Annotated in this window: 20 protein-coding genes; 13 read left to right on the top strand and 7 right to left on the bottom strand. The window is 64.1% G+C overall.

The annotated features are described in order from the left end of the window. Positions 1-52: 52 nt before the first annotated feature. Positions 53-286, bottom strand: a complete 234-nt coding sequence (locus tag HSEST_RS01930) for a hypothetical protein (protein ID WP_229121884.1) — start codon at positions 284-286, stop codon at positions 53-55. Positions 287-377: 91 nt separating this feature from the next. Here HSEST_RS01930 and HSEST_RS01935 point away from each other — a divergent pair, with 91 nt between their 5' ends. From HSEST_RS01935 to HSEST_RS01945, 3 genes are all read left to right on the top strand, one after another. Then, on the top strand, positions 378-1,007 hold the full coding sequence (locus tag HSEST_RS01935) for a uracil-DNA glycosylase (RefSeq protein WP_229121885.1): 630 nt from the start codon (positions 378-380) through the stop codon (positions 1,005-1,007). A 199-nt stretch (positions 1,008-1,206) separates the two neighbouring features. Beyond that, a complete protein-coding gene (gene serA / locus HSEST_RS01940) occupies positions 1,207-2,796 on the top strand; it encodes a phosphoglycerate dehydrogenase (RefSeq protein ID WP_229121886.1) in 1,590 nt (529 codons plus the stop codon). Between the two features lie 106 nt (positions 2,797-2,902). After that, positions 2,903-4,747 (top strand): PAS domain-containing sensor histidine kinase, encoded by a 1,845-nt coding sequence (locus HSEST_RS01945; RefSeq protein WP_229121887.1) that lies wholly within the window; start codon positions 2,903-2,905, stop codon positions 4,745-4,747. On the opposite strand, the gene HSEST_RS01950 is transcribed toward HSEST_RS01945, so the two are convergent. From HSEST_RS01950 to HSEST_RS01960, 3 genes are all read right to left on the bottom strand, one after another. Beyond that, on the bottom strand, positions 4,744-4,980 hold the full coding sequence (locus HSEST_RS01950; protein ID WP_229121888.1) for a hypothetical protein: 237 nt from the start codon (positions 4,978-4,980) through the stop codon (positions 4,744-4,746). The genes HSEST_RS01945 and HSEST_RS01950 overlap by 4 nt on opposite strands. Before the next feature lie 158 nt (positions 4,981-5,138). Then, entirely contained in the window at positions 5,139-6,404 is a 1,266-nt protein-coding gene (gene thrC / locus HSEST_RS01955; protein ID WP_229121889.1) for a threonine synthase, read from the bottom strand. A gap of 66 nt (positions 6,405-6,470) precedes the next feature. After that, positions 6,471-7,703 carry a digeranylgeranylglycerophospholipid reductase gene (locus HSEST_RS01960; RefSeq protein WP_229121890.1) on the bottom strand — a complete coding sequence of 411 codons (1,233 nt, stop codon included), beginning with the start codon at positions 7,701-7,703 and terminating at the stop codon, positions 6,471-6,473. A 129-nt stretch (positions 7,704-7,832) separates the two neighbouring features. Here HSEST_RS01960 and HSEST_RS01965 point away from each other — a divergent pair, with 129 nt between their 5' ends. The 4 genes from HSEST_RS01965 (at position 7,833) to HSEST_RS01980 (ending at position 12,111) form a co-directional block, all read left to right on the top strand. Beyond that, the gene (locus HSEST_RS01965) at positions 7,833-8,822 is read left to right on the top strand and encodes an aldo/keto reductase (RefSeq protein WP_229121891.1); all 990 of its coding nucleotides are present in this window, start codon (positions 7,833-7,835) and stop codon (positions 8,820-8,822) included. Positions 8,823-9,171: 349 nt separating this feature from the next. Next, a complete protein-coding gene (locus HSEST_RS01970; RefSeq protein ID WP_229121892.1) occupies positions 9,172-9,969 on the top strand; it encodes a ParA family protein in 798 nt (265 codons plus the stop codon). Next, positions 9,962-10,360 carry a hypothetical protein gene (locus tag HSEST_RS01975; RefSeq protein ID WP_229121893.1) on the top strand — a complete coding sequence of 133 codons (399 nt, stop codon included), beginning with the start codon at positions 9,962-9,964 and terminating at the stop codon, positions 10,358-10,360. The genes HSEST_RS01970 and HSEST_RS01975 overlap by 8 nt, the downstream gene beginning before the upstream one ends. Continuing rightward, positions 10,357-12,111: a histidine kinase N-terminal 7TM domain-containing protein gene (locus HSEST_RS01980; RefSeq protein ID WP_229121894.1), complete on the top strand. Its 1,755-nt coding sequence runs from the start codon at positions 10,357-10,359 to the stop codon at positions 12,109-12,111. The genes HSEST_RS01975 and HSEST_RS01980 overlap by 4 nt, the downstream gene beginning before the upstream one ends. A gap of 100 nt (positions 12,112-12,211) precedes the next feature. Here the strand turns inward: HSEST_RS01980 and HSEST_RS01985 are convergent, their stop codons facing one another. Then, the gene (locus HSEST_RS01985; protein WP_229121895.1) at positions 12,212-13,099 is read right to left on the bottom strand and encodes a UbiA family prenyltransferase; all 888 of its coding nucleotides are present in this window, start codon (positions 13,097-13,099) and stop codon (positions 12,212-12,214) included. Positions 13,100-13,823: 724 nt separating this feature from the next. Between HSEST_RS01985 and HSEST_RS01990 the strand changes: the two genes are divergently transcribed. The 5 genes from HSEST_RS01990 (at position 13,824) to HSEST_RS02010 (ending at position 18,650) form a co-directional block, all read left to right on the top strand. Beyond that, positions 13,824-14,765 carry a 1,4-dihydroxy-2-naphthoate polyprenyltransferase gene (locus tag HSEST_RS01990; RefSeq protein WP_229121896.1) on the top strand — a complete coding sequence of 314 codons (942 nt, stop codon included), beginning with the start codon at positions 13,824-13,826 and terminating at the stop codon, positions 14,763-14,765. After that, entirely contained in the window at positions 14,762-15,817 is a 1,056-nt protein-coding gene (locus tag HSEST_RS01995; protein ID WP_229121897.1) for a mandelate racemase/muconate lactonizing enzyme family protein, read from the top strand. The genes HSEST_RS01990 and HSEST_RS01995 overlap by 4 nt, the downstream gene beginning before the upstream one ends. After that, positions 15,814-17,310: an o-succinylbenzoate--CoA ligase gene (gene menE / locus HSEST_RS02000; protein ID WP_229121898.1), complete on the top strand. Its 1,497-nt coding sequence runs from the start codon at positions 15,814-15,816 to the stop codon at positions 17,308-17,310. Before HSEST_RS01995 ends, menE begins: the two co-directional genes overlap by 4 nt. A gap of 84 nt (positions 17,311-17,394) precedes the next feature. Next, the gene (locus tag HSEST_RS02005; RefSeq protein WP_229121899.1) at positions 17,395-18,168 is read left to right on the top strand and encodes an NAD(+)/NADH kinase; all 774 of its coding nucleotides are present in this window, start codon (positions 17,395-17,397) and stop codon (positions 18,166-18,168) included. A gap of 26 nt (positions 18,169-18,194) precedes the next feature. After that, entirely contained in the window at positions 18,195-18,650 is a 456-nt protein-coding gene (locus HSEST_RS02010) for a DUF7313 family protein (RefSeq protein WP_229121900.1), read from the top strand. Here the strand turns inward: HSEST_RS02010 and HSEST_RS02015 are convergent. Beyond that, positions 18,647-20,047: a cryptochrome/photolyase family protein gene (locus HSEST_RS02015; protein ID WP_229121901.1), complete on the bottom strand. Its 1,401-nt coding sequence runs from the start codon at positions 20,045-20,047 to the stop codon at positions 18,647-18,649. The genes HSEST_RS02010 and HSEST_RS02015 overlap by 4 nt on opposite strands. A gap of 130 nt (positions 20,048-20,177) precedes the next feature. Between HSEST_RS02015 and HSEST_RS02020 the strand changes: the two genes are divergently transcribed. Then, positions 20,178-20,948, top strand: coding sequence for an enoyl-CoA hydratase/isomerase family protein (locus HSEST_RS02020; protein WP_229121902.1), 771 nt, complete (start codon positions 20,178-20,180; stop codon positions 20,946-20,948). Here the strand turns inward: HSEST_RS02020 and HSEST_RS02025 are convergent. Then, entirely contained in the window at positions 20,945-21,223 is a 279-nt protein-coding gene (locus tag HSEST_RS02025; protein WP_229121903.1) for a UPF0058 family protein, read from the bottom strand. The two genes, HSEST_RS02020 and HSEST_RS02025, sit on opposite strands and share 4 nt — an antisense overlap. Positions 21,224-21,375 lie beyond the last annotated feature (152 nt).

Below are 21,375 nucleotides of genomic sequence, written 5' to 3' on the forward strand. Positions count from 1 at the left end.
TTCCGACACCCTAAATACAAGCAGCCACTAACGGAAGCGCCAGTCGAGCCGATCAATCAGCGTCCTGCGAGGCGAATTCAGCCTTCACGGTCCGCCAGCGTCGTCGGGCACAGACGATCGCATCGAAGAAGACGACGACGAGGCCGGCGATGGCGATCCACTTCAGCGGCGGGAACTGTTCGAACGCCGGCGTGGAGTTCGCGACGAGCACGAACAGGATGATGTATCCGAACCGGGCGATCCGGCGGGCCGTCAGGAGGTTGGACCCGTTCAGCGAGTCGGCCATACCCGTCGTTAGAAATCGACTGACAAGAACCTGTGGGGGAAGAGAGTACCGCGACCGGGTCGGTTTTGCCCGTCCGGCCGGACACGGACGTATGGACGCAAACCAGGAGTCACCGTACAACCCGTTCGGGATGGACGAGTCGTGTCAGAACTGTCCCGAACTGGCCGAGAGCCGGACGCAGGTCGTCCACGGCTACGGCGACGTGAGCGCGGAGTTCGCGTTCGTCGGCGGCTACCCCGACAGCGGGGCCGACGAAATCGGGATTCCCTTTATGGGTGCGGGCCGGGAGACGATGCTCGAAATCCTGCGGGCGACCGGATTCACCGAGTCGCCGCTGGAGACGACCGAACCCGAACTGGACAACGCCGTGCTGACCTACGCCGCGCGGTGTCACCACCCCGACCGGGAGCCGACAGAAAAGGAGTTCAGCGCGTGTGAGTTGTATCTCACCAGCGAACTCCGGATGATCAACCCCGAGATCATCGTCGGCGTCGGCCAGCACGCCCTGGAGGCGCTGGCCTGGGAGTACACCACCCGCGACGCCGAGGAGTTCGACGTTGAGGCTGAGCACGCCACGACCGTCCACGGACGCGGGTTCGACATCGTGCCGATGATCGAGCCGCCCGAACAGACCGACGCCCAGACCGACGCGCTGATCGAGCACATGCTCGACGTGCTGGGCCGGGACTACCGACAGACGAAGGGGCGCCGTGGTCGCTGATACTGGTGGCTATACCATTTCGAACTGATCCGACACGACGGTGTGTCGGATGTCTGTACGAACGCATAGCCACCAGTATGAGAGGCCGCCAGGTTCGGTGCGACCGCTGGCAGCGTGGGGGCTGTGATCGCCGATGGACGCGGGGAGTCGCGAGCGCCGTTTGGCAAGCGTTATGCCGGGCGGGGAAGTCACGTCAGGTATGAACGTCGTAGTCACGGATGCTGTCGACGACGCGGGCCTGGCCCGGTTGCGTCAGGCGGGTCACGACGTCGAACTGGCCACGGACGCCGACCGCGAGGAGTTGCTCGAAGCGGTCGCAGACGCCCACGCACTGATCGTCCGATCGGGGACGACCGTCGACGAGGAACTGCTCGATGCCGCGCCCGAACTCGTCATCGTCGGGCGCGCGGGAATCGGTATCGACAACATCGACGTCGAGGCCGCGACCGACCGCGGGGTCGTCGTCGCGAACGCACCGGACAGCAACGTCCGGGCGACGGCCGAACACGCGGTTGCCCTCTCCTTTGCGGCCGCCCGGAAGATCCCGCAGGGGCACATGCAGCTGAAAGACGGCTACTGGGCGAAAGGGGACATCCTCGGCTCGGAGTTCAACGGCAAGACGCTGGGGGTCGTCGGACTGGGCCGGATCGGCCAGGAGGTCGCGAAACGGCTCGGCAACCTGGAGATGGACCTGGTGGCGTACGATCCGTATCTCAGCGAAGAGCGGGCCCGACAGCTGGGCGTCGAGCTGGTCGAGGACATCGAGACCTGCTTCCAGAAGGCCGATTTCGTCACGCTACACACGCCCAAGACGGCCGAGACGGACAACTTCGTCGACGAGGAGCTGCTGGCCGAACTGGAAGACGGCTATCTGATCAACTGTGCCCGGGGCGGACTGGTCGACGAGCAAGCGCTGGCGGAGGCCGTCGAGGACGAGATCCTCTACGGGGCGGCCGTCGACGTCTTCGACGAGGAGCCGGTCGATCCGGACAACCCGTTGCTGGCGGCCGAAAACGTGATCGTGACCCCCCACATCGCCGCCAACACCGAATCGGCGAAACAGAACGTCTCGATCAGCATCGCCGATCAGATCATCGCGGCCTTCGACGACGAGATCGTCACGAACGCCGTCAACGCGCCCTCGTCGGGGGAAGACATCTACCCGACGATCCGGCCGTACGTCCGGATCGCCGAGACGGCGGGCAAGATCGCGATGCAGTTGCTGGGCGGACACATCGAGTCGGTCGAGATCACGTACGCCGGCGAGATCGCCGAGGAGACCGTCGACGTCGTGACCGCCAGTGCGCTCCAGGGCGTGTTCGCACCGCTGGAGTGGCAGGCCAACGCGATCAACGCCGAACGGATCGCCGAGGAGCGCGGCGTCGAGGTCACCGAGTCGAAGACCCGACAGATCGAGGACTTCAACAACCTCGTGACCGTCGAGGTCAGCGACGGCGACCACACCGTCACCGTCGAGGGGACCCAGTTCGCGGGCGACGACCCGCGCATCGTCCGCATCCAGGGCTACCGCGTCGAGGCGATCCCCCACGGCCACATGCTCGTCGTCCGCAACCGTGACGAGCCCGGCGTCATCGGGTATATCGGCTCGATTATGGGGGAGTACGACGTCAATATCGCGGGGATGTTCAACAACCGCGAATCGCGCGGCGGCGAAGCGCTCACAGTCTACAACCTCGACAGCGCGCCCAGCGAGGAGCTGCTCGCGGAGCTTCGAGGGGACGACCGCATCGTCGAGACGACGCACATCTCCCTGGACAACGGCGAGTAGGCAGGTTCGCCCGGGTACGGGTCGACTCGAGCGGGACTCCGATTCTCTCGAATGATTCTGGCTCGGTGGTGTTTTTTATATATGGGTCGAAACACAAAGACAGACAATGGGTGGTCCACCGGCAGTCGAGACGCTGCACGCGCTGTTTGTCGATCCGGACGGGCGGATCACGCCCGTGCTGGATCACCTGGAGGAGTGTTCAGTACCTGTCGAGACCCAGTCAGTGCCATCGGTGTCAGCGGCCGTCGAGGCAGTCCGAAACGAGCACGTGGACCTACTGGTCGTGCTCGGGGCTCGGGAGACCGACGCCGAGCCGGCGGTCGACGGGATCGACGCGTACGACCGGGCACGCGAGGCGGTGGACGTACCGATCGCCGTCTACGATTACAACTGGGACAACAAACAGCTGAAAGCAGCGCTCGAACGCAATATCCACACGATCAAAGGCGTCCCCGAGGCGCCGAAGCTCGTCTGTCGACAGTTGCGAAGCGCCGCGGGAATGGAAGTCGACCCACGAACGGACAGCGAACTGCTCGAATCGCTGCTCGAGTACTACCCCCATCAGTTGTTTTTGAAGGACGACGTTGGCCGGTTCGAGGGGGCAAGCGCGAAGACGGCCGAGGAGTTCGGCCTCACTCGGTCGGAAATCGTCGGTCTGACCGACTACGACATTCTGGACCCGGAGACCGCGAGGGCGACCTATCGGGAGGAGCAGGCACTGCTCGAAAGCGGTGACCCGGACATCGAGCGCATCGAACACTACGTCGACGACCAGGGCCGGGATCGGTGGGTGTCGATCACGAAAGCGCCACGGTACGACGAGGCCGGCGAGCCGATCGGGATCGTCGGTTCGAGCCGGGACGTGACCGAGGAAAAGCGCAAGGAGTACATGGTCAGAGAGGTCCACGCCGCCACGGAGCGGCTCGTCCGCATGGAGTCGAAAGCCGACATCGGAAAGACAGCGATGGAGCTGACAGCGGACATTCCCGTCGTCTCGCGGATACAGGTCGTGCTGAGCGACGCGACGAACGACCCGGAACCACTCGCGATCGACGGTGGCGACTCGCTGTACGAGAGCTACCACGAGCAGTTCGAGCGCGTGATAGAGACTGACCAGCCGCAGTATCTGACGACGGACGGACGGACTGCGGACGTATACTCCGACGAGCGGGACGTCTCGATCGCGATCCTGCCGCTCGACGAGCACGGGGCGCTCGGATTCGCCGCGGACGGAGAGACGTTCACCGAGTTCGGCATCGACCTGGCGAATATTCTGGCATCGAGCCTGGAGGCGGCACTCGACCGGGCCGAGCGCGAGCGCGAACTCGCCGGCCAGAACGAGCGCCTCGAGGAGTTCGCCAGCATCGTCAGCCACGATCTGCGAAACCCGCTGAACGTCGCCAGCGCCTCGACCGAGTTGCTCGCCGAGGAGACGGATTCCGAGCATATCGACCGAATCGACAGCGCGCTCGAACGGATGGAGCACCTCATCGAAGCGCTGCTGACACTCGCCCGCCGGGGACAGATCGTCGGCGAGACCCAGCCCGTCTCGCTCGACGCTGTCGCGAACGACGCCTGGAAGGTCGTCGAAACGCCAGACGCGACGTTGGTCGTCGAGGACTCGATGACCGTCATGGCCGACCGGGACCGACTGATCGAGATGCTGGAAAACCTCTTTCGCAACGCTATCGAACACGGCCGCCGGGACGCGACGGTCCGGGTCGGTACCCACGGCGAGGGATTCTACGTCGCCGACGACGGTGACGGGGTCGACCCGGACGTCCGGCAGAAGGTCTTCGAGATGGGGTACTCACAGGCCCCGGACGGAACCGGCTACGGGCTGTACATCGTCTCGACGATCGCACAGGCCCACGGCTGGGATGTGACAGTTACCGACTCCGCTGACGGCGGCGCACGCTTCGAATTCGGGGGCGTGTCAGTCCGGAACTAGTCCCGGCCGGCTGTGATTCCGTCGTCTTCGGCCGTCCAGACGAACGTCTCGTCCGGTCGGGTCGCGCGACGTAACCGATCCCGCATCGCGTCGATCCAGCGTGTATCGGTGGACTCGCGAGTTTCGTCCGTCGTGTCGTCGCTCCCAGTAGGTCCGGATTCGTCGCTGGCGTGGGTGTCCGAAAGTGTGATCCCGGCCGTTCGGTCTTCGGCGGAGCCCTCCTGTGCCGCCATATGGAGTGGTGTGTTATACAGTAGCATAAAACGCCGTCAGACGCACGTCAGCGGCGGGTAGAGTCACGGGTTCCGTGGACACGCTGGTGACGGGATGGCTCGGTTCCGGCACGCCAGCGACGGGGAGGATCGAAGCCGGCCCGCCAGCGTCGACGTCACTACTCGGCGAGATGATCGAGTACGGCGTCGGTCTCGTCGGGGACGGGTTCGGGTTCGCTGCCGGCTGCCGCCGCGGCGTCGGGGTCCTTCAACAGGTGACCGGTCGTGAGACAGACGACCTGTTCGTCAGCCTCGATGACGCCCTCGTGACGGAGCTTGCGCAGGCCGGCGACCGAGGCTGCCGAGGCGGGTTCGACGCCGACGCCTTCGCCAGCCAGGTCGCGCTGTGCGGCCGTGATCTCCTCGTCGGAGACCGCGACGGCGGTCCCACCCGTCTCGCGGATCCCCGGGAGCGCCTTCGGCGCGTTGACCGGGTTGCCGATCCGTATCGCCGTCGCGATCGTCTCGACGTCTTCCCAGCGTTCGATGCCCTCCCAGCCTTCCTCGATCGCCTCGACCATCGGCGCCGAGCCCGCGGCCTGGACGCCGGTCAGTTTCGGTACGTCAGACTCGTCGAGTGCGCCGCTCTCGACCAGTTCACGGAAGGCCTTGTACAGCGCTGCGGTGTTGCCCGCGTTGCCGACAGGCAGGACGATCCGATCGGGGTAGGCCCCCTCCTCGGCGTGGAACTGCTCCAGGATTTCGAGGCCGATCGTCTTCTGACCCTCCAGGCGGAAGGGGTTCAGCGAGTTCAGCAGGTACGCCTCCCCGCGATCCGCGAGGTCCTGGACGATGTCCAGACAGCGATCGAAGTTGCCGTCGACCTCGAGGATGCGTGCGCCGTGGAGACTCGCCTGAGCGATCTTGCCCGCGGCGACCTTACCGGCCGGGAGGAGCACCAGCGTTTCGAGGTCGGCACGTGCGCCGTAGGCCGACAGCGCCGCCGAGGTGTTGCCCGTCGACGCACAGGCGAGTCGGTCGACGCCGACTTTCTCGGCGACGCGAACGCCGACGGTCATCCCGCGGTCCTTGAACGAACCGGTCGGGTTCATCCCTTCGTGTTTGATGCGGAGTCGCTCGACGCCGAGGTCGTCTTCCAGGCGGGGCACGTCGTGCAGTGGCGTCCCGCCTTCGGGCAGCGAGACGCCCTCCTCGAAGGGGAGCGCGGCGTCGTACCGCCAGACGCCGTCGGCGATCGCGGCCGAATCGAAATCCTCGAAGGTCGGCAGATCGGCGTAGCGCACTTCGAGCAGTCCGCCACACGAATCGCAGGTATAGCGGATCCCCTCGAACGGCGCGAACGTCTCACCACACTCGATGCAGGTCAGCCAGACGCCGTCGTCGGCGACTTCGGGTTCGGGCTCGTCGAGTTGCAGGTCAGCCATTACCGGAGAGACGTGCCGCTGGAGAAAAAGGGGCAGGATTTGCGGCCGGGGCCGGACGCCTCGGAGTCAGGTGCGCAGGTAGTTGACTGCGAACTTCGCCAGGAGGGGTGCGTCGCCGGGATGGAGCAGTTTCGAGATCGCACGCCAGCTCCCCTCGTTGGCCCGTCGCATCGTCTGGAGATCGAGCTGGTCGAGGTCGCGCATGAACTGATCGTAGCGGTCGTTCGGCGCGAAATACATCAGCTCGGTCATGAACAGCCGCGAGTCCATCTTCGGGGCGACCGTCTCGTGCCAGAGATCGTCGTAGACGGAGATGTTCTCGGCGGACGTATCGGGGTCGTCGGGCGTCAGGCAGTGATCGACCGTGATCGCGGCGGCGCGAGCGGATTGCATGCCCTTGTTGATCCCCTCACCCCATAGCGGGTCGATCGTCGGCACGGTGTCACCGATCGCCATGAAGTTGTCCGTGCTCAGGCCGGTCGGCGACTGGATGTGCGCCGACCCGCGGTGTTGCTTGCCCTCGATTGGTTCGGCGTCTTCGAACCGCGGATCGGTTTCGAGCCAGTGTTGCAGGTAGCCGTCGATAGTCCGGTCGGCACTGGCGTGTTGCCGGTACTGATCGTTCTGAATGTAGCAGACTCCGACCTTGGCGGTGTCCTCGCCGGTGTGGAAGATCCAGGCGTAGCCGCCGGGCGCGTACTCGTGGTCGAGCCGGAGCATCATCGCGTCGTTGAGGTCGGCGTGCTCGGGATGATCGAGGTCGACGCCCTCGAACTCCTGTTCGATCCCGATCGCCTGCTTCTCGCGCTGCAAGTCGCTGACGCCGAGCGCCTTGGCGAGCGGGGCCGCCGGCCCGGTCGCGTCGATCACCACGTCGCCGTAGACCTCCTGATCGCCGTTGTACTCGACGCCGACGATCTCTCCGTCGTCCATGACGGGACCGGACACGCGGGCGTCGAAGCGGTATTCGGCACCGTTCTCTCGGCTGGCCTCGACGAGGAACTGCTTGAAGTCGGCGAACTCCAGGACTGCGCCGGCCTGCGGCTGTTCGAAGTGGTGGTTCGGCGATTCGAGGACGACGCTGTCGGTGAACTGCATCACGACGTCGTCGGGGACGTTGAACGCGGTGAGCATCGACGGGAACGTCCCCCCGGTCGATTTGTTGCTCTGGCGCGGGAACTGCGACTCCGGTTCGGTCTCCAGCACGACGACGTCGTACCCCCTCGCGGCGATGTCGCGTGCGGATTGGGCGCCGGCCGGACCGGCCCCGGCGACAACCACGTCGAAGCGGTCGGACATGAATTAGTTAACACGGAGAGCAATTCATAACCCTTTCCACTTCCGGAGGGCGGTTCCCACGAATCCCATAGTCGGGGGTTGCCGGAACCGGACGGTAACTTCAAGCGTCTCCCGACCACCGTTTCGGACATGGAACTGGGATACGTCCCGCTGGGACGCACGGGCCTACAGGTGAGCGAGCTCGCGTTCGGGACCTGGCGGTTCGGCCGCAAGACCGACCAGGATTCGATCGAGATCCCCGAAGAACGGGCCTACGAGCTACTGGATGCCTACGAGGAGGCGGGCGGGCGGTTCATCGACACCGCCGACATCTACGGCGACGGCGACAGCGAGCGCTGGATCGGCAACTGGCTCGCCCAGCGCGACCGCAGCGAGTACGTCATCGCCTCGAAGGTCTACTGGCCGACACGGGAGGACAACCCCAACTTCAGCGGCCTCTCGCGGACCCACGTCCGCCGGCAGGTCGATGCGATTCTCGACCGCCTCGGGACGGACTACCTCGATGTCCTGTACATCCACCGCTGGGACGACGCCACGCCGGCCGAGCAGCTGATGCGCACGCTCAACGGTGTCGTCGAGGACGGGAAAGTCAACTTCCTCGGAGCCTCGACGCACGTCCCCGACGCCTGGCATATCGCCAAGGCCAACGAAATCGCCGAGCGCTACGGTTTCGAGCCGTTCACCGTCTCTCAGCCGCGCTATAATCTCGTCAACCGCGAGGTCGAGGACACCTATCTGGACATGTGCGCCGACTACGGGATCGAACTCGTCCCGTGGAGCCCGCTTGGGCAGGGCGTTCTGACGGGGAAATACAGCCGTGAGGACATGCCGGAGGACTCGACGGCCTCGGAAGACGAAGGCTGGGAAGAGTACTACCTGACCGAGGAGAACTTCCAGGTGGTCGACGAGGTCCGGGCGGTCGCCGAGGAAGTCGACGCCACGCCCGCCCAGGTCAGCCTGGCCTGGCTGATGCACCACCAGAGCGTCGCGGCACCGATCGTCGGCGCACGAACCGTCGACCAACTCGAGGAAAACCTCGGCGCGGCCACCGTCGAGTTGAGCGGCGAGCAGTTCGAGCGACTGGCCGAGGCGAAAGCGTCGCCGCTCGAGGGGATCTGATCGGTACTTCTCAAGCAAGGTCGCTGATCGGTTGGAGGAGCACGAGCCGTGCCGGCACTGTCCGTACTGCTCCGAACGCGTTCGGACGTCTTTGAGAGCCAAACCATAAAATAGCACTGTCAGCCCGCGTGCCGTCGAACGGGATATAGGGGTAGCACGGGAACTGGACACCGCGGTCCCGAGACGGGGCTCCGCTATCGCCCTCTTCTGCAAGCACGCTGTAATTCTTGTAGGTCAAAACTCACTAAATCGTGATGATCTAGTTACTAATTCATGTAATATAACACATCAGATATTGACAATAGTCTGACGTAACACTAAGTGTCACATCCACATTTGTACAGTTTGTATGGCAGATCCGGTCCGAATTGCCGTGAGCAATCAAAAAGGGGGTGTGGGAAAGACCGCCGTCGCGATTAACGTCGCCGGAGCGCTGAACGACAGGGGACACGATGTCCTATTCGTCGATCTGGATCCACAGGGGAACGCGACGGAGAATCTCGGAATGCGGGAGGTCTACGACGAGGGCCCGCCATCGCTGTTCGATGTCTTGAGCGACGCCGAGAACCGACATCACATGGCTGATCTGGTGAGAGAACACGAGGAAATGGATGTCGTTCCATCGAACATCGATATGACGGCAGTCGAACCGGAACTCACACTTTCGCGACGGTCGGGTCAACAGCTGTCGCTGGCGCTCGAACACGTCGAGGATAGGTATGACTACGTCATCATCGACTGTCCACCGTTCCTGGGGAACCTCATGGACAACGCACTGTACGCAGCACAGAATACGCTCATCCCCGCGCTGGCGGAAACCACGAGCAAACGGGCCTTCGAACTGCTGTTCGATCACATCTCGGCGCTGGAGAAAGACTACAACATCCAGATCCGGGATCGAGGGGTCGTGATCAACCGGATCGACGTACGGAAGAACCAGGCACGTGAGATGGTGTCCTGGATAGAGGACGCATTCGACGATACGCCGGTCTGGAAAGTCAGGGAGCGCGCGTCGGTGCAGCGTGCCATGACCAACGGTGGTTCGCTGTTCGTTGAGGCTCCGCAGTGTGATCAGCTAGCTGCGTTTCGAGATATCGCGCGCGGTCTGGACAGCCAGTTCCAACGACGGAAGGTGAGCCATGACTGACGACCGATCCGAGCGACTGCGCAAGCGACGCAAGCGGTCGACGGAAGCCGTCGAACGGCAGCACGATGGATCGGCCGATCGGGGAGATTCGTCCCAGCCGGATCGAAAGCGGTCGTATTCGTCAGGAAATGACGACGCCGATACCTCGGCGTCGGACGATGGAGGGGCAATCAAAGAAGAACAGGTTGGGACATATATGTATCTGCCCGAGACGCAAACGAAAGAATTGCGTCGCCTCTACAACGTCTTAAAGGCGGAATACGAGTTTAAATACGACGACGACTTCGAAAAGAACCGGCATTTCTACCCGCTGGTGGTTCAATACGGCCTGGAGCAACTGGATGAGCTGAGTGCTTCGGAAATACGAACCCGCCTCGAAGAGATACCATGAGTCTCAGCCCCGGTATGATAGCAGGGGACGGCTCGATTTTGACCGGCATGAAGCTGATACTGCTCGTCTCCATTGCGGTGGGGATCTCGGCTGCGGCCCTTGCCTACCGCGAACGGCCGGAGCCGGGTTCCACTCCCTTGATATTTCTCCTCGCTGGCCAGTCATGGTGGTCGATCACGATATTGTTCCGAATCAGCACCGTCGATCCGGGGAGGGAACTCTTTTGGCTCAAACTCTCGTGGATCGGAACGGTCGTAATTCCAGTCGCGTGGCTATTTTTCTGTCTAGAGTATACCGGCCACCACCGGTACGTCCGGGCTCGATATATCGCTCTCGCATCGGTGATACCGGCGCTCACTGCGGTGATCAGTCTCACAAACGGCTACCATCAGTTGTTGTATCTGGACACGAACACGATAGAGCACGGTTCGGTTCTTGTGGGAACGCCCGGCGTCTGGTACTGGGTGATTGCGGGCTATACGTACCTTCTGGGGGTGTCAGGAGCGATACCGCTGTTGGAGGTTATCACAGACGAACCCGATATGTTCCGGGGTCAGAGTCTCACCCTCTTGCTCGGATTAAGTGTCCCGTGGGCGACTAATCTCCTCTATTTATTCGGGGCGTTTCCGACCGCCGGCATCGATCCGACGCCTGCGGCATTCGCTGTCTCCGGCGTTGCATATCTCGGCGCAATAACTCGATTTCAGCTCTTCGAAGCGAATCCGGCACCGATCAGAGAAGCGCGTTTCACGGTCTTCGAACGGATGCAAAACGGTGCGATCGTCGTCGACAGCCGAAAGAACATCGTGAAAATGAACGCGCAGGCTGAACAGATACTCAACAGGCGTTCGAGTGAGATACTCGGTACTCATATCGGAGAGTTCATTCCACATATCAATACCATTCTCGGGAAGCAGTCTAGCCGATTGATATTCCGACCCGAGGATACGATTGCGGCCTACGACATCTCGGTGAATAAACTCACCAATTTCCGTGATCAGACGACCGGCTGGATAATCACGCTCCATGATATAAGCGAGCATATCCAACAGCAGCAGCGGCTGGAGGTTCTCAATCGGGTGTTTCGACACAATGTTCGTACGAATACACAGGTGATTATCGGGAAATCGGAGTTTCTGGCCAAACATAACAGTAAGGCTGCGGCGAAAACCATTCAGGAAAACGCCCTGGAGATCGAGGACATAAGCCAGAAGGCTCGGACGATTCTCGAGATGTTCGAACATAGTAGAGACAGGATGCAAGGTATGTCGCTTGAGAGATGCCTGAACAGTTGCGTCTCAACGATACGAGACCAATATCCGGACGTGACGATCGAGACTGATCTACACAGAGAGCCAATCTACGTTAGTAGCGTCCTGGAGAATGTATTCATCAACCTCCTCGAGAACGCCGCCGAGCACAATACGAACTCCGATCCTCGCATCTGGATCGACACCCACACGACGGAAGAACAGGCGCGGATTACCGTTGCGGATAACGGTCCCGGAATCGACGACCAAGAACTCGCGCTACTCAAAGAAGGCAAAGAAACGCCGCTCGAGCACGGGACTGGCTTCGGACTTGCGATCATCATCTGGGGGACGGCAATCGCCGACGGGGAGATTACGTTCGAAAACAACAACCCAACAGGATTGATTGTCACTGTCGAAGTTCCACGATATCACGAGCCCGATAAGACGGAAGGCTCTCCGCCCCTGCAGGAGGGTACGCGCCCGACGGATGGGGAGTAGCGTGGCAGTCCAGTGATTCCGTAAGTGAGCACCGAGATCGCCCAGGATGAGCCGTGATGACGGGATACCGTCGGCGAGGTGTGCTTTTAGCTCGGTTCGGCTACAGCACGTACGAGGCGAGAATCAGTCCTCCTAATACGGGCATCCGAGTGAATTCACCAGCGACGGACAAGAATCGCTCGTTCTCGACCCGGCCCAAGAGCGCGATGATTCCGACCAGACTGAGCAGTCCGGTGGAGAGAAAAACTGCCGAGGCGATGGTCAGGTGTCCACTACTCGTGGCCAGCCCGATCATCGCCGCAATGAGGGAAGCGATGCCATAGAGCACGTGCCTGGTCCGGGCGACCCCAACAGCGACCGGGAGCGTCGAAACGCCGCTCTCGAGGTCACTTTCGATATCCCGAACGTTCGAAATTTCGCTACAGATGAACGTTCCAAGGGTTAAATAGCCGAATACGATCCACGCAGTCGGGGTAATCGCTGCGCCTGCGAACGCGATCGGGAGGAAGACGATCGTTAGCGACCATGCGACCGCGATGGTCGCTGAACTGACGACGAGAACGTCCTTCAATCTCCTGAACGGTGTCTCGACGACGGGGACCCGACCGAGGGCGTACGACACCCAAGCGACTCCCGGGACGAGGCTGATCGCGAGCGCAATGGGGCCGCCCAGGACGGACAGTGCGACAGCGCCACCGTAGGCAATGGCTGCGAATACGTACAGCACGCCGTGGTACTGTCGGACGAACGCAGTCCGCTGTGGGTTCGACGCTGCATCGGTACTGAGGTCCGCCAACCGATCGCTTGCGTAGATGGCAAAAGTTAGTAACCCGACAACGGCGGGCGCTGGACTCAGCGGGAGCGACAGCAGGAGCTGAACCATGAGTACCTCCAGTGCTGCCAGAACAGCGAGGTACGCCGAACTGTACTCCAGTGCTTTCCACACTCTTCTTAATTGCGCCACTGACCATCCGGCGATCCGATTCACTGAGCCTGTTCGAGAGGCAGTTTCTGACCAGTTGCTCGGTTCAGTTGCCATGCTTTCCCACCCGGGATTGTGAGGGGGCCCCCGTCTGTGATACGTTCGCCGAAGACATCGACACACTCGACAGCTGTCTTATCTGTCTATTAGACGGGCTCCGCGGACGAGTTGCCATAGTATGCCACTCGTCATACGGCCATATAAATTCACCTATTTTTAGTAGTAGTTTTACATCAATACGTTCAAATTTCTACAATCTATCACAGACGTTTCTTCGATCCGAGATGGTTTGGATCGGGTCGAGACACGCGTTCAGAACGTCTCGATAGGAGGCCAAGAACAGATCTATCTTGATTCAGCGAGAGAATCTCGTCGTCGGGTGGTTCGAGAGAGCGGAGCTCTCTCGTCATTTGCTCGCGGGCGACGAAGCCGCCCGCTCGCAGGTTCGTATTGTTATGCGGTCAATTCAACCCATCTCGGCGAGCAGGACTCATCTATTCTGTCGCCACTTGTGCCGTTCCTGGACTGTCTCTTTCTCTCAGGATGTGGTTCTCTTTGCTGTGTTGAATAGATGCTGAGTCACGGTGAGGAGGGACGCTCTCTCCATCCTTCGCTCGTTACCCCTCGCACGGGTACAGGCGTGCACGAGAGCGCACCCAGCGTACGCCGCTTCGAATTCTGTGCTGGAGATCCACAGCGGCTTTGACGGCACCGCCCTAACACGCCGGCAATGAGTACTGCAGACGTCTCCCGGCGGAAGGCCTGGCTGATGGCCGCCCGGCCACAGACGCTGCCCGCCGGCACCGCGCCGGTCGTCGTGGGCGTCGGGCTGGCGATCCACGCCGGCGTCTTCGCGCTCCTGCCCGCGCTTTCGGCGCTGGTCGGCGCGCTACTGATCCAGATCGGGACCAACTTCGCCAACGACTACTACGACGCCGTCAAGGGGGCGGACACCGAGGATCGCGAGGGGTTCACCCGCGTCACCGCGGGCGGGCTGATCGAACCCGAGCGCGTCAAGCAGGCGATGATCGCCACCTACGGACTGGCCGTGCTCGTCGGCGTCTACCTGGTCGCGATCGGCGGCGTGCCGATCCTCGTCGTCGGCCTCTCCTCGATCGTCGCCGGAGTGCTGTACACCGGCGGTCCCTACCCCTACGGCTACCGCGGGCTGGGCGATCTGTTCGTGTTCGTCTACTTCGGTGTCATCGCCGTCACGGGTACCTACTACGTCCAGGCCGTCGAGAACATGGCCGCCGTGGGGCTGTTCCCGCTGGGGCTGCCGACGGGGAGCGTCACCGTCGACGCGGTCGTTGCAAGTCTCGCGGCGGCCGCGCTCTCGACGTGCGTGCTCGTCGTCAACAACATCCGCGACATCGAGACCGACCGCGAGACCGGCAAGCGGACGCTGGCGGTCATCCTCGGCTATCGCGGCGCACGCGCCGAGTACCTCCTGCTGATGGGAATGGGTTATACCGTTCCAGTGATCTTCGCACTCGAGCCAGAATACGGCCTGCCTGCGCTGGCACCGTTGCTGTCGCTGCCGCTCGCGGCCCGCGTGACGAAGACGGTCCTGACAGAGACGAGCGGCGAGGCGCTCAACCCGGCGCTTGAAAGCACCGGCCAGGCGATGATCGCACACGCTCTGCTGTTTGCCGTGGGGCTGGCAGCATGAATATCGACCCGTTCGCGCTTGAGCTGGCCGATCCGCTCGCGACGGCCGCGGGGACGATCGACGCCCGCGAGGGATTCACCGTCACTTACCGCCACCGCGGCCAGCGGGGCGTCGGCGAGGCGACACCGCTACCGGGCTGGACGGAGTCGATCGAGGCATGTCGCGAGGCCCTCGATCGCGCGGCCGCGGCCGCCGACGAAGACGCCAGCGAACGCGACGGCTCGGGTCACGGGGCGGCGCTACTCGAACTCGATGCCGCCGAGACGCCCGCTGCGCGCCATGGCTTCGCGACCGCGTTGCTGGACGCCGACGCCCGCGCTGACGACGTCCCGCTGTATCAGTGGTTCGACGCCGATGTGGGGACGGTCTCGTCGGTGCCGGTGAACGCGACGATCGGCGACGCGCCGGTCGAAAAGACTGTCGAAGCCGCCGAGGAGGCAGTCGAAGCGGGCTTCGAGGCACTGAAGTGCAAGGTCGGCGCGCGATCGGTCGCCGAGGACGGTCGGCGGCTCCGGGCCGTCCGCGAGGCCGTTGACAAGGGCGTCGCACTGCGGGCGGACGCCAACGCCGCCTACGACCGCGAGACGGCTCGCGAGGCTCTCGAAGCGTTCGCGAGCGCGGGCGTCTCCTACGTCGAACAGCCGCTGGCCGCCGACGATCTGGCCGGCCACCGCGAGTTGCGAGAGATGGGCGTCGATATCGCCATCGACGAGGGCCTGGCCGAGCACACGGTCGGGGAGGTTCTCGACGCAGACGCCGCGGACGTGCTGGTCCTCAAGCCGATGGTCCTCGGCGGGCCGGGAAACGCCCACACGCTGGCGATGCGCGCCCGCGAGCGCGGGGTCGAACCGGTCGTGACGACGACTGTCGACGCGGTAATCGCCCGGACTGCCGCGGTTCACGTCGCCGCCGCTATTCCCGACGTGCGGGCCTGTGGCCTGGCGACGGCCGACCGGCTGGCCGAGGATCTCTGGCCCGATCCGTGTCCAGTCGCAGACGGGACGATCGCCGTCCCGCAATCGCCGGGGCTCGGCGTGGAGGTGGAGCCGTGACCGACCGCTGGCCCCGCTACGATCTGTTGACCCACCGGGCGAGGACGACGCCCGATCGGACCGCGCTGATCGATGCCGACACCGGCCGGGAGTGGACCGTCCGGGAACTCGACAGCGGGATCGACGAACTCGCGGCCGGCCTGGAGTCGATCGGCGTCTCGCTGGGGACGCGCGTCGGACTCGTGCTCCCCACTCGTCCCGTGTTCGTCCGGCTCGTCCATGCTGTCGCCCGCCTCGGCGGCGTGCTCGTCCCGCTGAACGTCGAGAAGCCGACCGACGCGCTGGCCGCCCAGGCCGAGCGCGCGGCCGTGGACGTGCTGATCTGCGGGGCCGAGACCGCCGAGGCGGCCCGCGAACTCGACGTTGGGACGACGGTCTCGGTCGACCGACCTGACGACACAGCCGGGACCGCCGAGGTCCGACAACTTCCCGACGCCGATCCCGAGGGCTTCGTCCCGATCAGTCGCGATCCCGACGCCCTCGCGGTGATCATGTTCACCTCGGGGACGACGGGCGAACCGAAAGGCGTCAGGCTGACCCGCCGGAACCTGCTGGCCAGCGCCGAGGCCTCGGCGTACCGGCTCGGCGTCGCGCCCGACGATCGGTGGCTGTGCTGTCTCCCGATGTATCACATGGGCGGGCTCGCGCCGATCGTCCGGACTGCCCTGTACGGCACCACGCTGGTCGTCCAGCGCGAGTTCGACGCCGAGGTGACCGGGGCGGTCATCGACGAAAGGACGATCACCGGTGTCTCGCTGGTTCCGACGATGCTGGACCGGATGCTCGATGCGGGGTGGGAGCCGCCGGCCGCTCTCGATACGGTACTGCTCGGGGGTGCACGGGCTTCGGAGTCGTTGCTCGATCGCGCGATCGATCGGGACGTTCCCGTCTCCCCGACCTACGGGACCACCGAGACGGCCTCCCAGATCGCTACTGCGCGCCCCGAGCAGGCGGCCGTGCACCCGGGCTCGGTCGGCCAGCCGCTGGTCAACACGACTGTCCGAATACTCGCCGACGACAGGCCTGCCGAGTCAGGCGAAGTCGGCGAACTCGTCGTCTCTGGCCCGACGGTGACGCCCGGATATCTCGAGGAGGACCGGACCGCTGAAGCGTTCGACGAGGCTGGACTGCACACGGGCGATCTAGGCTACAGAGATGCCGACGGGCGGCTCTGGATCGAGGGGCGACGCGGCGATCGGATTGTCTCCGGCGGCGAGAACGTCGATCCCGAGACGGTGGCGGCAGCCATCCGCAAGCACCCGGATGTCGAGGACGCCGCGGTCGTCGGCCTCTCCGATCCGGAGTGGGGCGAGCGCGTCGCCGCGCTGGTCGTCGGGGGCGTCGAGCCCGAGACGGTCGAGGCACACTGCCGGGACCGCCTGGCCGTTTTCGAGGTCCCGAAGACGATTGCCGTCGCCGCCGAACTGCCCCGAACTGCGTCCGGGACGGTCGACCGGGACGCTGTCGAGGAGATCCTTTCCAGTGAGCAGTGAGCGCGATTTCCGGGCGGACGCCCGTGCGTGTCGATCCCGTCCCGGTGCGGTGGCTTTTTTGCCACCCTCACCCACCCCCGACATATGAGCGACGACCTGGCAGGTGTCGGTCGCGTCCACGTCGTCGGCGACGGAGTCGATGCGCCCGCGGACGCGGCGGCAGTCCCCGATAGAGACGCCGCGGACGTCGTCGTCGCGGTCGGCGAGTCCGCACTGCTGGAACTCGCCCGAGAAGGGTGTTCGACCCCAATCTTGCCGGTCGATGCGGGAACCGGCGTCCGATCGGTGCCCCGCGACCGTCTCGACGCTGCCTTCGATAGCGTCCGGGACGGCCGTGCGAGCGAACTCGAACTCCCCGTCTTCGGGGCCGATATCGACGGACAGCGCCGCGGGCGGGCGTTGTTCGACGTGATGCTCGTCACCGAGGAGGCGGCCCACATCTCGGAGTTCGAACTCGAAACCCCCACCGACCGGATCGCACAGTTCCGCGCCGACGGGTTCGTGCTCGCGACCGCTGGCGGCACCAGTGGGTACGCCCGCCGACTCGACGCCCCAGTGTTCGCGCCGGAGACGCGGGCGGCGGCGGTCGTCCCCGTGGCCGCGTTCGCCACCTCGCTCGACCAGTGGGTCGTGCCGGTCCCCGATCGCGGTCCGGTTCTCGACGGACGGGTCGCCCGCGAGGAAGCCGGCGTCACGCTGCTGGTCGACGATCGAGACGTGGGCCGGGTCCCGCCGCTGACGCCGATCACGATCGGCGTCGTCGACGCGCTCCGACTCTACCGCGTTCCGGAGAGTCAGTCCTGCTTTGCGGGGGTCGAGGGCTCTCCCCGGGAAGGTTCGCCGGTAGAAACATCTTAATATGCGCCTGGCTCGCAGATGCGCACATGTCAGCGCCAGCCTATCAGCTCCCCGGGCCGCTCGGCGCCGTCGACGCCGTGCTCGGCGGGGCGGGGACCGTCGAGTACCTCCTGCTCGGTCTCCTGGTCGTCAACGTCGTCACGCGGCTGCTCGCACATCGCAAACACGTCAGCGAGGCCGGCGACGACACGGAGCGCCTGTCGCGCCATCCCCTGCACGTCGCCTCGAACGTCGCACTGGTACTCACTGTGTTCTACTATACGACGCTCGACCAGCACGGCGGGATCGTCGCCTCGACGCTGATTGTCGGGCTGTTCATCACGGACTTCTTCGAGTTCGAGGCTCGCAACGCTGAACTCCGACGTGGCGTCGATCTGGACGCCCCGAAGGGCGCGATCGGTGCCTCCGTGCTCGCGTTGCTGTACGTCGGCTATCTCAGTCTCTTCCAGTTCGTCGCGCCGGTCTGGTCGGCGATCGTCTAGCTCTCCCCGCGTGCCGTCTCGAACATCTCGATCGCCGCCTCTCTTCGCTCGCTGTGATCGACGATCGGATCCGGATACTCCGGGGCTGCGTTTCGTCGCTGGGTGAGCGACGCCTCGTGCCAGGAGTGGATGATCTCCGGGTCAGCCTCTCGGAGTTCGGGCACGTAGCGTTTGATGTACTCGGCGTCGGGATCGTAGCGCTCGCCCTGTGTCATCGGGTTGAAGATCCGGAAGTACGGCTGGGCGTCGGTCCCCGTCGAGGCCGCCCACTGCCAGCCGCCGTTGTCGTTTGCGGTGTCGTGATCGACCAGTTTCTCCCGGAACCACTCGTAGCCCACCCGCCAGTCCACCAGCAGATCCTTCGTCAGAAAGGAGGCGACGATCATCCGCACGCGGTTGTGCATATACGCCTCCTCGCGTAGCTGGCGCATCCCCGCGTCGACGATCGGATAGCCCGTTCGCCCCGCTTTCCAGGCCTGGATGGCGTCCTCGTCTTCCCGCCAGTCGATCTCCTGCTCGTACTCTTTGTAGTTCTCGGTGACGACCTCGGGGTTGAAATACAGCACCTGCGTGTAGAACTCTCGCCAGGCTAGCTGGTCCTGAAACTCCTCGACTGATTCGAGTCGATCCCCGTCGACGCCGCGTTTGGCCCCCTCGGTCGACTCGTACACCTCCCGGATCCCGATCGTGCCGAACTTCAGGTGCGCCGAGAGCCGCGAGGTACACGCCTCGGCGGGGTAGTCCCGGCGCTCCTCGTAGCGGTAGATGTCGTCCTCACAGAACTCCTCGAGACGCTCGCGCGCTTCGGCGGTGCTCGCGGGCGGAATCGCGGCTTCCGGTTCCTCGAAACCTAGTTCATCGAGCGTCGGGACCGGCTCGTCGTCGGAGATATCGGCCAGCTGCTCTCGATCGGGCGGATCGACCGTGGGGTGTTTCTCACGGTCGTGCCACTTGCGGCCGAAGTAGGTGAACACCGAGTAGGGGTCGCCGTCGTTCGTGCGGATCGCGCCGGGTTCGTGACAGACCGCGTCGTGGACGGCCTCGCGGGCGACCCCGACCGCGTCCAGTGCCTGCCGAACGTCGGTATCGCGCTCGCGAGCGAGTCCGGAGTAGTCCCGGGCCCAGGTGACCGCGTCAGCGTCGAACCGCTCGGCGAGGTCGGGCAGCACCTCGCGAGGGTCACCCTCGCGGATCAGCAGGTCGCTCCCTCGCGACCGGTACGCCTCGCGCAGCGATCCGAGCGCGTCGAGCATGAACGCGACCCGTGGCGGTCCGGCCTGTTCGAGCACGTTCCGGTCAAAGACGAACACCGGGACGATCGGCCCGTCCGCGTCGGCCTCGACCAGTGGTCGGTTGTCGGCCACCCGGAGGTCACGTCGATGCCAGTGAATGCGCATACCGCTCTATCGTCCCGCGCCCTTCTGAAAGCACCGCCAAACTGTTGGGGCGTCGATCCCGCACGCTCGTGGGCTACCGCGCGCTCGCTCGCTGCCAATGCTTTTGCCAGCCTGGCACGATCACCGAAGCATGACTGTCGAGGTCGAGCGCTCCGAACGGGTCGTGATCTGCACGCTCGCGAACCCCGACGGACGCAACGCGCTCACGGCCGAGACCGCGACGCAACTCGCCGATGGGATCACCGGACTGGAAGACAGCGACGCCCGCTGTGTGCTCCTCCGGGGCGAAGGCGAGACGTTCTGTGCCAGCGGTGACGTCGGCGCACACGTTGGCCGCGCTCGTGGCGAGCTCGACGGGGCGGCCTGGCGAGACCGCCTCGAAGCGGTCGGCGACGCCGTCGCTGCCGTCTACGAGTGCCCGTTGCCGACCGTCGCTGCCGTCGAGGGGGCGGCCTTCGGCGCGGGGGCGGCGCTCGCGCTGGCCTGTGATCTCCGGATCGCCAGCGCTAGGGGTGCGATTGGATTCGGGTTCCGTCGGTTCGGGCTCGCAGCGACCGCCGGGGCGACGTACCTTCTCCCGCGGATCGTCGCCCCCGACACCGCGTTACAGCTGTTGTACACGGGAGAGCTGGTCGGCGCCGAGCGGGCGGCCGAACTGGGGCTGTTCACCGACGTCCACCCGGTCGAGACCTTCGAGGACGAGCTCGTGTCGCTGCTGGCGACGCTGTCGACCGGCCCTCGTGACGCGCTGATCGCCGCGAAGAATCTCCTCCGTGCGGAGCACGTCGATCTACGGCGGACACTGGATCGAGAACTCGAAACGGCGTCCCGACTGGCCGATACAGACGACTTCCACGAGGGCGTCACCGCGTTCGTGACTGAGCGAGAACCGGAGTTCTAGATCTTCGATTCGGCGTCTTCGGCCAGTTCCTGCATGCGCTTGCCGATGCGACCGGCGTCGGAGAACTCGTCTTCGCTCATCGCGGTGGCCAGGGCGTTCCCGAGCACGAACACGGCGTGTTTGTGCTCGCTTTTGGACTTGTGGACGTCCGCCGGCGTGACATCAAGCTCCTCGTATGGATCGAACAGCCCGTCTTTGACGTGGTCCTGTTCGCGGAAGTACTCCATGATGGTGACCATGTGCTCGTGGAGTTCTAAGAGCTCGTCTTTGTGCATTCGTGTACTCCAATTGGATAGACGACGGCTTAAGGATTGCCCGGCAGGGACTACCAGACTGCTGTTCAATCGGGATTCAGCCACAATCCCCAGCCGTTCCACGATTGTCGACCAATCTGAATACTGTACTCGGCCAAAGATATCCTCGATGA

The organism is Halapricum desulfuricans (assembly GCF_017094465.1).
In the GTDB taxonomy this organism is placed as follows: Archaea; Halobacteriota; Halobacteria; order Halobacteriales; family Haloarculaceae; genus Halapricum.